An 8561-nucleotide genomic window follows, 5' to 3' on the forward strand; every position below is an offset into this window, starting at 1 on the left:
GAACCGCCGTCCGGCTCGGTCAGGCCGAACGCGCCCAGCGTCTCGCCGGAGCACAGACGCGGCAACCACTCCCGCTTCTGGGCCTCGGTGCCGAGCCGGGGCATCTCGGCGGTACTCGTCGAGGTCGGCGAACTCGGGCAGCGCGACGGCGCCACGGCCGACCGCCGCGTCGACGGTGTCCTCCAGGCAGACCGGCGTACCGGTCGGGCCCACACCGCTGCTCAGGTGTCGGCTCGTGTCTGTCTACCCGGTCAGACCGTGACGGGGGGTGCCGAGCATCGCGGAAGCGTGCTGCATCGGGCTGAGAATGCCCAGGGGCGCTGCCTCGGGAACGGCCCGGCAGGTGAAGCCGAGCTGGGCCATGGCCCGCAGGACTTCGGCGGCGCTGAAGTCACGGCGGTCCTGGCGCGTGATGACCTGGCCGACCTGCTTGACGGGGTAGTGGCGGCGGCCGATGATCACCGATTGGCCGGTGACCGGTTCGGGCTTGACGCCCTTCATCGATTCCAGCACGCCGCCCTTGGTGAGCTCGAAGGGGAAGCGGGCGATGACGCAGCGCATGTGGCCTCACAGGGAGAAGGGGAGAACGGTCCGACCGGGGGTGGGCGTTTCAGGGGGAGAGGGCGAGGATGCCCAGAGCGCTGCCTTGCTCGTCGACCACCGGTAGGGCACCGCTGACGAGCTCGTGCGTGGTCGGCGGTGCTGTACTGAACCAGCGATCACCGCAGCAGTCTCGATGGAGTCGCGCTTGCGCCCGCGCCTTCGGGCAGCTACCGAATCCCGTGGGTGTCGGAAGCGTGAACGTCCACGAATTCACCTCCCGGGCGACGAGCCACTGGGTCATGCCCAGCTCAACAGCCGGCCCTGGGCACTGCGCGCCGTCGTAACCCACCGCGCACAGAGGATTCGCCAGGCCGTCCCGGAGGTGCTTCGCCGTATCACCGACGCCCCTATAACGGGGGACGCCGGATACCCGTTCTGACCAAGTTGCAGACCTCTCGGGCGGCCCGAGTAATCGACGGGCCGGGTCAGTCGAGCGCGCCGCCGGCCGTGAAGTGGAGGCGTTCCAGGGCGTCCAGGACGATGGTGTACCAGTGCCAGGACAACCAGCGGCCTGTGTCGGCGCCGGTCTGCTGCAGGGCCGCCAGCTGAGCGTGGGTCAAACCGGCCAGGGGCCGTTCGTGGTGGGAGGACACCATCCCCAACGGCACGCCTTTCCGGTCGACGAGCGGGACGCTGTGGACGGCGCGGCTGCCCGCCTGCAGGACGGCGTGGCGTGAGTCTTCGTCGAACACGGCCTCGGTCGCCACGTCCCGTACCGTGACCTGCCGACGCTCGGCGGCCGCCTGCGCGCATGCGGTGGTCGGCGCGTCGACGAAGGCGAAGAAGTCGGTGAAGTACTTGTTGAGCCCGGTGTGCCGGGCCAGGCTCAGTCGGCCGCTCTCGGCCAGCTGGACGTTGCCCATCGGTGTCTGCGTGATGGACAGCACCCGGTGCAGGACCGCCTTGAGGACGGCGCCCTGACTGCTGTGGCTGCCGTGCTCCACCGGCAGACCGGGAACGCGGGGCGCGCTGTAGCGGGCCCGGTTCGGGAACCACAGCCGCGAGTCCTGATCCGGAGCCGGCGTGCGCACCACGGCGTCGGCGAGCGTGGAGAGCTTGATGTTGAACTGCTGGGAGGTGCTCCTCAACAGGGCGAACGCTTCCTCCGTGGAGGCCAGGCCGTAGCGCTTCAGCAGCAGGTCCTCGGCACGGGCCACCCCGGCGTGGCCGTACAGGCGGTTGCGCAGGTCAAGATCCTCCTGCTGCCAGGGCTGAGTCTCCTTCTCGGGACTGCGGGCAGCGTCGACGGCCGGGAAATCTCCCGCCGGGTGCTCGGGCAGCTGAGTCATACATGGGCTCCGTTCGGCACGGCAGACAGCGCGGACACCGCAACCGGCCCTGCTGAGCCGCCGCGGCCGTACCTGCTTCCCAAGCACTCCAGACGAGCCTAACCAGATCGATCCGGCGGAAACGCAAGGCCCGTTCCCGGAGGGCGGGCATGGGCCGCGGGCCGATGACCCCAGCCGTCCGGGCCCTCGCCGGCCGACGAAGGCGGAAGTGGCGGGGCGCGGTGTCCGACCGATTCAAGGAGCACATCGCCATGTGGGAGGACCTCGGCGACGGGTGCGCGACCGGTATGGACGGTGGCTTGTGATCTCGCGCCCCACCAGCCGTGTGCGTGCCGGAAGCAGGGTACTCGCCGATCTGTCCAACGGGTGCTGGTCCGCTTGACGTCGGCACCGGCCCTCGCCCAGCCCGAGTCGTCACGGGAGCCATGATGTCCCAGCCTCGTCAGCAGCAAGTCCCGCCCGGTGTGACCGCCGAGATGGTGCCCGGGCCCGATCACGGTGAACACAGTTACCGGGGATCCGGACGGCTGGCCGGCAAGGCCGCGGTGATCACGGGCGGGGACAGCGGGATCGGGCGTGCGGTGGCGATCGCCTACGCCCGTGAGGGTGCGGACGTCCTCCTCTCCTACCTGGACGAGCACGAGGACGCGCAGGAGACCGCGCGGTGGGTACGGGAGGCCGGCCGCACGTGCGTACCGGTGCCCGGGGATCTGGCCGACCCGGCGCACTGCCGCTCCGTCGTCGACAAGGCCGTCGAGGAGTTCGGCCGGGTCGACGTGCTGGTCAGCAACGCCGCGTACCAGATGACGCGCGAGTCCCTCACGGACATTCCCGACGAGGAGTGGGACCGCACGCTGGCGATCAACCTCAGCGCGTTCTTCCACCTGGCCAAGGCCGCCGTCCCGCACATGCGGCCGGGATCGGCGATCATCGGCAGCACCTCGGTCAACTCCGACAGTCCGCCGCCGCAGCTGCTGCCGTACGACGTCACCAAGGCCGGCATCGCCAACATGGTCGGTTCGCTGGCCCAGATGCTGGCGTCGAAGGGCATCCGCGCCAACAGCGTCGCCCCGGGCCCCATCTGGACGCCGCTCATCCCCGCGACCATGCCGCCCGAGCAGGTCGAGAGCTTCGGAGCGGAGGTACCCATGGGCCGGCCCGGTCAGCCGGCCGAACTGGCGCCGGTGTACGTCATGCTCGCGTCCGACGAGGCCAGTTACGTCTCCGGGGCCCGGGTCGCCGTCACTGGCGGACAGCCGATCCTGTGAGCGCCGGGGGAACGGCCCTGTACCCGTTGCGGCTGACCGTCACGGCGAAGCCCCTGGTGTTCGGCGGCCATGCGATCGCCCGCCGCCTGGGCAAGACGGGGCTGCCGGACTGGAGCGTCGCGGAGACCTGGGAATGCAGCGACGTCGAAGGCAACCGCAGTGTGGTGACCAACGGTCCGCTGGCCGGCCGGTCCCTGCGCCAGGTGCTGTCCGACCACCGCGAAGCCCTCATGGGCGCCGGCTTCCGCGGTACGCGCTTCCCCCTGCTGACCAAGTTCATCGACGCGACCGGCACCCTGCCCGTGCACCTGCACGCCGACGACGAGACCGCCAAGCGCCTGGAAGGGCAGCCGAACGGGAAGACCGAAGCCTGGCACATCCTGGACGCCGCCCCCGGCGCGACCGCCCTGTGCGGCGTCAAGGACGGGGTGACGGCCGACCGACTGCGTGCCGCGCTGGAGACGCAGGACTTCGACGCGGTGCTGCGCCGTCTGCCGGTGCGCGCGGGCGAGACCCTCTACGTGCCGGGTGGAACACTGCACAGCTTCGGGCCCGACACCCTCGTCTACGAGATCGAGCAGACGTCCGACATCCAGCAGCACGCGATGCGCTGGAAGATGGAGGACGGCTCCCCGGTGGGCCAGGAGGAACACCGGTCCAACCTCGACATGCTGATGCGGCAGGCCGACCTGGAGGCCCGACCCGACTTCCGCCCCGGGTTGAGCATCGCCGTCTCAGACGCGGTGGAGCGGGTGTTCCTGTGTGCCGGCCCGTACTTCGCGCTCGAACGCTGGCGTGCCGGAACCGCGGCACCTCTGCGGCACGCCTTCACCACGGCGCAGATCCTGACGAACGTCGGCGCCCCCGTACGGGTGCGGACCGGCACATGGAACGAAGAACTCGGCCGCGCGGAGACACTCCTGCTGCCCGCGACGTGCGGTGACGTCGAGATCACCGGACCGGCCGACGTCCTGATCGGCTACCTGCCCGACCTCGACCGCGATGTTCGTGGCCCGTTGCTCGCGGCGGGATACCCGCTGCCTCTCCTGCGGCAGTTCATCGCACCGTCAGCCTGACACCTAGCCGGTTTCGCGCCCGCGTGCGGGGACAGGGAGACTTCTGTGACTGCCGAGACGGGGCCCGCCCCGTAGGACCGTGGTCGGCCGGGCGGGCGGGGACGGTGCGGTGCCGGGGCCCCGCCCGCGGCCGGCGGGCCGGCTTGCCGACGTCCTCAGGACTTGTCGCGTACGTCGTCCGGGCTGAGCCCGGCTTCCTCCATCGCCTCCCGCATGGTGCGGCCGGTGGCGCCGTCGCCCTGCACTCCGGTGGTCTCGGCACCAGGCGACTCGACGACGTCGCCGGTGGACGTCGTCTTCGGGCGATTCTCCTCGGGTACGGTCACGACTTCTCCTCGCTCGTTGCTGCGGCGGGCTCAGGCCGGGTGGTCCGGCTGCTGCTCGGGAGGCGTACCGCCGCCTTCCCCTCCGCCCTTGTCGCCGCGATCCGTGCCATGGGCAGGGCCGCCGCTTCCGTGGCCGGGCTGTGCCGCCTTGCGGGCCTGGCTGTCCTGCGGAGTGCCCGCCCCCTTGTCACTGCGCCGCAGTTCGGGCTGTTGCGGGTTCGACATCGGCTCTCCTCCTTGCTCGACTTGCGCACCGAAAACGCTTACCGATCACACGGGTGGCTCACGGGCGCTGCCCCAAACGTTCAGCCGAGACATTCGCCTCGGGGACCCGCCCTCGAGCGACTCGACAGCCGCCGACCCTTGGGCGGACTCGCCGCTCGCCGCGAGTTTCCGCGACGCCTGCGGTACAGGGTCGGGCGGCCGCACGCGCATCCGTGACCGTGCTACGCGAGGGTTCGGATGATCATTCCGCTGCGCGGCCGCGCGGGGATGCGGTCCAGAGGGATGGTCAGGTCCTGCGGCGGAACCTCGTAGTTCAGGTCGGCCAGGCGGCGGGAGAGCGTCTCCAGGATGCCGACGGTCATGGCCTCGCCGGGGCAGCGGTGTCCGGTCCGTGGGTCCGCGCCGCCCTGCGGGATCAGTTCGTCCCGGCCGGGCGGATGGTCGAGGAACCTGTCGGGGCGGAAGGAGTACGGGTCCTTCCACAGGCGTTCGTCGTGGTTCTGACCGTAGACGTCCAGCAGGACGAGGCCGCCGGCCGGGACGTGGCGGCCCTGCCAGGTCAGGTCGGTGACGGCCTGGCCGCCCAGGTAGGGCGCGAAGGGGTAGAACCGCCGGACCTCGTGGGCGAACGCCGTGGCGAACCCCGCCTCGTCCGTACGGAGCCGCTCCCCGTGTTCGGGCCAACGGTGCAGGGCGTGTGCCGCGAAGGCCACGAACCAGCTCAGCGCCGTGGTGGGGCGGATGACGTTGAGCAGCTCCACCGCCGCGATCCTGGGCGTCAGTTCGGCGCCGGTGGCGTCGCGGTGGCGGCAGACGCGCTCCAGCACGGAATCCGCCGGGGTTTGGACCGTCCCGGACCTCACCTCGGTGACGAGGTCGGCGAACCTCCCTTCCTGACGGGTGCGCGCTCGCCTGGCCCGCCAGTGCCGGGCGCCCGCCGTGGCGAAACCGTCCACCATGGCCAGCAGGTCCCGCGCCAGCGGTCCCTCCTCGTCCTCGGCGAGGGGGACGCCGGCCCAGCGGCAGACACCGCGCGTGATCACCCGGCCGACGGCGTCGAAGAGCACCACGTCCGGTTGCTGTCGCCAGTGCGGTACGGACTCGTCCCAGGCGGTGGTGATGTGCTCGGCCGAGCCCGTCACCGCGTCGGTCTCCAGCAGGGGCAGGAAGAACGACTTGCGCTGCCGGTGGACGGCGCCGTCGAGGGTGTGGACCGCGCCGTGACCGAAGAGGGTGCTCAACACCGGGCCGGGGAGTGCGCCGTGGCGCCGGACGTGATCCTCGTCGTAGAAGAAGCGGACCGCCTCGGGACCCCGCATGGCCAGGGCCGGGCGCCCCAGGACGCGAAGGTTCAGCGCGGTGTCGCCCTCGGCGCGCATCAGGTCGGGAAGCCAGGCGTAACCCTCGGTCAGGAGGGCCAGGGACTCGGGGACCAGTCGGTGGGGGCTCATGCCCCTGGAGTTCCCGCGACGGCTTCCCCGACACCGGCACGGTTCAGCGGCCAGAAGGCCACGGTGTGTCCTCAGTCGGATGCGAGTCGGATAATCGGGGTGGTCGGGGGTAGAACGGCTAAGGCTCGTGCGATTGCAGAGCCGGAGTCGCCCGGTTTCACGGGCTGTTCCCAGGCATGAACGAAGGATCGACGGTATGGCCAGCGGCACCGTGAAGTGGTTCAACTCCGAGAAGGGCTTCGGCTTCATCGAGCAGGACGGCGGGGGTCCGGACGTCTTCGCCCACTACTCCGAGATCAACGGCAGCGGGTACCGCGAGCTGACCGAGGGCGAGCACGTGACGTTCGACATCGGCCAGGGGCAGAAGGGGCCGCAGGCACAGAACATCGTTCGGGGCTGAGGGGCGGCTGACGGGCAGGTAAGCGTGGAGTGAGGCGGTTGCCGGTCCGGCGGCCGCCTCATTCATGCAGTTGATGTGAAAGCAGGCCGGTGGTCGACCCTTCCCAGGGATGACGCCACCGTCCTGTGCCTGGACTGGCAGGGCCGTCGACGCGAGGGCCGGGGCAACCCCTGCTTACTCAGGGGATCGGGGCTGCGGCAGGTGTCAGCCCGCCAGCTTGTTGAACTTGCGGATCTGCTGATCGAAGACCCGGGCGGGAGCCACGCGGCGCAGCAGACTGAGGCGCCGGGCCAACGGGCCGGCTGTGTAGCGCAGCCGCGGCTTGCGTGCGGTGGCCGCCGCGACGATGGCCTGGGCGACCACGGCGGGGGCGTCGCCGCCCGTGACCATCTCGGCGACCACGTGGTCGACGATGCGCCGCTGTTTCGCGTAGACCGGCAGCGGAGTGTCGGGCTGCACGAGGTTGCCTTCGAATGCGGTGTTGGTCCCGCCGGGCTCGACGAGCAGGACCCGCACGCCGTGCTCACGGACCTCGTGGTCCACGGACTCGGAATACCCCTCGACCGCGTGCTTGGACGCGATGTAGGCGGCCATGTAGGGCTGCGGGATGAACCCGTAGATCGACGACAGGTTGATGATGCGGCCACGGCCCTGGGCGCGCATGTGGGGCAGGACGGCCTTCGTCAGGCGGATGACGCCGAAGACGTTGATGTCGAAGACGCGCTGGTGCTGCGCCAGGGAGCTTTCCTCTGTGGCGCCCGACGAGCCGATGCCGGCGTTGTTGACCAGGACGTCTATGCGACCGAACCGGTCGATGACTTGCTGCACCAGCGTGGCGACCGAGGCGTCACTGCTCACGTCGAGGTCCAGGAACGTCACGCCGTCCCGGGGGGCGGCCTTCGCGGTGTTCCGGCTGGTTCCGATCACGTCGAAACCCGCTTCGACGAGGGCGAGGGCAGCCGCCTCTCCGATGCCGGAGGACGCGCCTGTCACGAGTGCTACAGGTCGTTTCGTGGTCATCATGGACTCCTGAGGTTTTGATCACGTCAACAACGAATTGCGGCTTTCGCGGAGCCTGGATCGCCGCGCCTTCCGTCGGCCCTCTGACCGTAACCGCATCTCAAGAGTACCCGTTCTGGACTTATCTGCAACTCTAATGTCGCGGTTTATGGATAAGGTGAAGCTTGGGAGTACCTTCTTTGGGTAGCAGGAGTCGATGACGGGGAGGGAGACGCCATGGGGCGAGCTCTGCGGGCTGATGCCGAACGCAGCGTGCGCGCGATCCTGGAGGCGGCCGAGCGGGTGCTCGCCGAGGATCCCGGCGCGCCGATGGAACAGATCGCCGAGGCTGCGGGCCTGGCCAGGACGACCGTGCACCGGCGGTTCGCGAACCGGCAGGCACTCATCGAGGCGCTGGCCGCCTCTGCGAAGCAGCAGCTCACCGACGCCATCGACGACGCCCACCTGGACACTGCTCCGCCACTGGTCGCGCTGCACCGCGCTACCGCGAACACGCTGCGGGTCAAGGGCGCCTGGCAGTTCACGCTCGGCAACCCCTTGGCGCAGAACGATGTCGCCAAGGATGTCTGGGCCGAGATCAACGCCCGGTCTCTCACCTTTCTCGCCCGAGCCCAGCGTGAGGGGTTTCTCGATCCCGCGGCAGATCTGGAGTGGACACGGCGGGTCTACTACGCCCTCATCGGCGAGGCTCTGCACGGGCCCGGCGCCCACGAAGACCCGGATGCAGAGAATCCGGACGCGCTGGCCACCCGTATCGTCGACACGCTGCTGCACGGTGCGGGACCACGCGACTGAGCCGCACCCGCCCGCCCCCCCCATTACCGTCTTCGTAGCCCCGCAACGGGGTTACCGGCCTTCGGAGTTGGCATGACTACCTCCCCTTGTCGAGTGCATGGCCTGGGG

At 70.1% G+C, this 8561-nt stretch carries 10 protein-coding genes and 1 pseudogene; 4 read left to right on the forward strand and 7 right to left on the reverse strand.

The window, feature by feature from the left end; genetic code table 11:
* The 3 genes and pseudogenes from ABZ027_RS42595 to ABZ027_RS42605 form a co-directional block, all read right to left on the reverse strand.
* Positions 1 to 92: pseudogene (locus ABZ027_RS42595) on the reverse strand (hypothetical protein); the annotation flags it as partial.
* A gap of 151 nt (positions 93 to 243) precedes the next feature.
* Entirely contained in the window at positions 244 to 561 is a 318-nt protein-coding gene (locus ABZ027_RS42600) for an SCO5918 family protein (RefSeq protein ID WP_356778399.1), read from the reverse strand.
* Between the two features lie 467 nt (positions 562 to 1028).
* Entirely contained in the window at positions 1029 to 1892 is an 864-nt protein-coding gene (locus ABZ027_RS42605) for an ANTAR domain-containing protein (RefSeq protein WP_356778401.1), read from the reverse strand.
* 428 nt (positions 1893 to 2320) lie between these two features.
* Between ABZ027_RS42605 and ABZ027_RS42610 the strand changes: the two genes are divergently transcribed.
* Together ABZ027_RS42610 and ABZ027_RS42615 are read left to right on the forward strand one after the other, a co-directional pair.
* On the forward strand, positions 2321 to 3160 hold the full coding sequence (locus ABZ027_RS42610) for an SDR family oxidoreductase (RefSeq protein ID WP_356778403.1): 840 nt from the start codon (positions 2321 to 2323) through the stop codon (positions 3158 to 3160).
* Positions 3157 to 4236 (forward strand): type I phosphomannose isomerase catalytic subunit, encoded by a 1080-nt coding sequence (locus ABZ027_RS42615; RefSeq protein WP_356778405.1) that lies wholly within the window; start codon positions 3157 to 3159, stop codon positions 4234 to 4236. The genes ABZ027_RS42610 and ABZ027_RS42615 overlap by 4 nt, the downstream gene beginning before the upstream one ends.
* 155 nt (positions 4237 to 4391) lie before the next feature.
* Here ABZ027_RS42615 and ABZ027_RS42620 read toward each other — a convergent pair whose 3' ends face one another.
* The 3 genes from ABZ027_RS42620 to ABZ027_RS42630 all read right to left on the reverse strand — a co-directional run bounded on the left by ABZ027_RS42620 (position 4392) and on the right by ABZ027_RS42630 (position 6238).
* On the reverse strand, positions 4392 to 4562 hold the full coding sequence (locus ABZ027_RS42620) for a hypothetical protein (RefSeq protein WP_356778407.1): 171 nt from the start codon (positions 4560 to 4562) through the stop codon (positions 4392 to 4394).
* Between the two features lie 30 nt (positions 4563 to 4592).
* A complete protein-coding gene (locus ABZ027_RS42625; RefSeq protein WP_356778409.1) occupies positions 4593 to 4787 on the reverse strand; it encodes a hypothetical protein in 195 nt (64 codons plus the stop codon).
* A gap of 221 nt (positions 4788 to 5008) precedes the next feature.
* Positions 5009 to 6238 (reverse strand): cytochrome P450, encoded by a 1230-nt coding sequence (locus tag ABZ027_RS42630; RefSeq protein ID WP_356778411.1) that lies wholly within the window; start codon positions 6236 to 6238, stop codon positions 5009 to 5011.
* 196 nt (positions 6239 to 6434) lie between these two features.
* Here ABZ027_RS42630 and ABZ027_RS42635 point away from each other — a divergent pair, with 196 nt between their 5' ends.
* Positions 6435 to 6638: a cold-shock protein gene (locus tag ABZ027_RS42635; protein ID WP_356778413.1), complete on the forward strand. Its 204-nt coding sequence runs from the start codon at positions 6435 to 6437 to the stop codon at positions 6636 to 6638.
* Between the two features lie 204 nt (positions 6639 to 6842).
* Here ABZ027_RS42635 and ABZ027_RS42640 read toward each other — a convergent pair whose 3' ends face one another.
* Positions 6843 to 7658 (reverse strand): oxidoreductase, encoded by an 816-nt coding sequence (locus tag ABZ027_RS42640; RefSeq protein WP_356778415.1) that lies wholly within the window; start codon positions 7656 to 7658, stop codon positions 6843 to 6845.
* A 216-nt stretch (positions 7659 to 7874) separates the two neighbouring features.
* Here ABZ027_RS42640 and ABZ027_RS42645 point away from each other — a divergent pair, with 216 nt between their 5' ends.
* Positions 7875 to 8453, forward strand: a complete 579-nt coding sequence (locus ABZ027_RS42645; RefSeq protein ID WP_356778417.1) for a helix-turn-helix domain-containing protein — start codon at positions 7875 to 7877, stop codon at positions 8451 to 8453.
* Positions 8454 to 8561: the final 108 nt, after the last annotated feature.

Source organism: Streptomyces sp. NPDC006332 (assembly GCF_040612855.1).
In the GTDB taxonomy this organism is placed as follows: Bacteria; Actinomycetota; Actinomycetes; order Streptomycetales; family Streptomycetaceae; genus Streptomyces.

Excerpts from the sequence above, each read along its gene's own strand:
- ABZ027_RS42600 (WP_356778399.1), bottom strand. The coding sequence starts at position 561 with ATGCGCTGCGTCATCGCCCGCTTCCCCTTCGAGCTCACCAAGGGCGGC.
- ABZ027_RS42605 (WP_356778401.1), bottom strand. The coding sequence starts at position 1,892 with ATGACTCAGCTGCCCGAGCACCCGGCGGGAGATTTCCCGGCCGTCGAC.
- ABZ027_RS42635 (WP_356778413.1), top strand. The coding sequence starts at position 6,435 with ATGGCCAGCGGCACCGTGAAGTGGTTCAACTCCGAGAAGGGCTTCGGC.
- ABZ027_RS42645 (WP_356778417.1), top strand. The coding sequence starts at position 7,875 with ATGGGGCGAGCTCTGCGGGCTGATGCCGAACGCAGCGTGCGCGCGATC.
- ABZ027_RS42640 (WP_356778415.1), bottom strand. The coding sequence starts at position 7,658 with ATGACCACGAAACGACCTGTAGCACTCGTGACAGGCGCGTCCTCCGGC.
- ABZ027_RS42625 (WP_356778409.1), bottom strand. The coding sequence starts at position 4,787 with ATGTCGAACCCGCAACAGCCCGAACTGCGGCGCAGTGACAAGGGGGCG.
- ABZ027_RS42630 (WP_356778411.1), bottom strand. The coding sequence starts at position 6,238 with ATGAGCCCCCACCGACTGGTCCCCGAGTCCCTGGCCCTCCTGACCGAG.
- ABZ027_RS42610 (WP_356778403.1), top strand. The coding sequence starts at position 2,321 with ATGTCCCAGCCTCGTCAGCAGCAAGTCCCGCCCGGTGTGACCGCCGAG.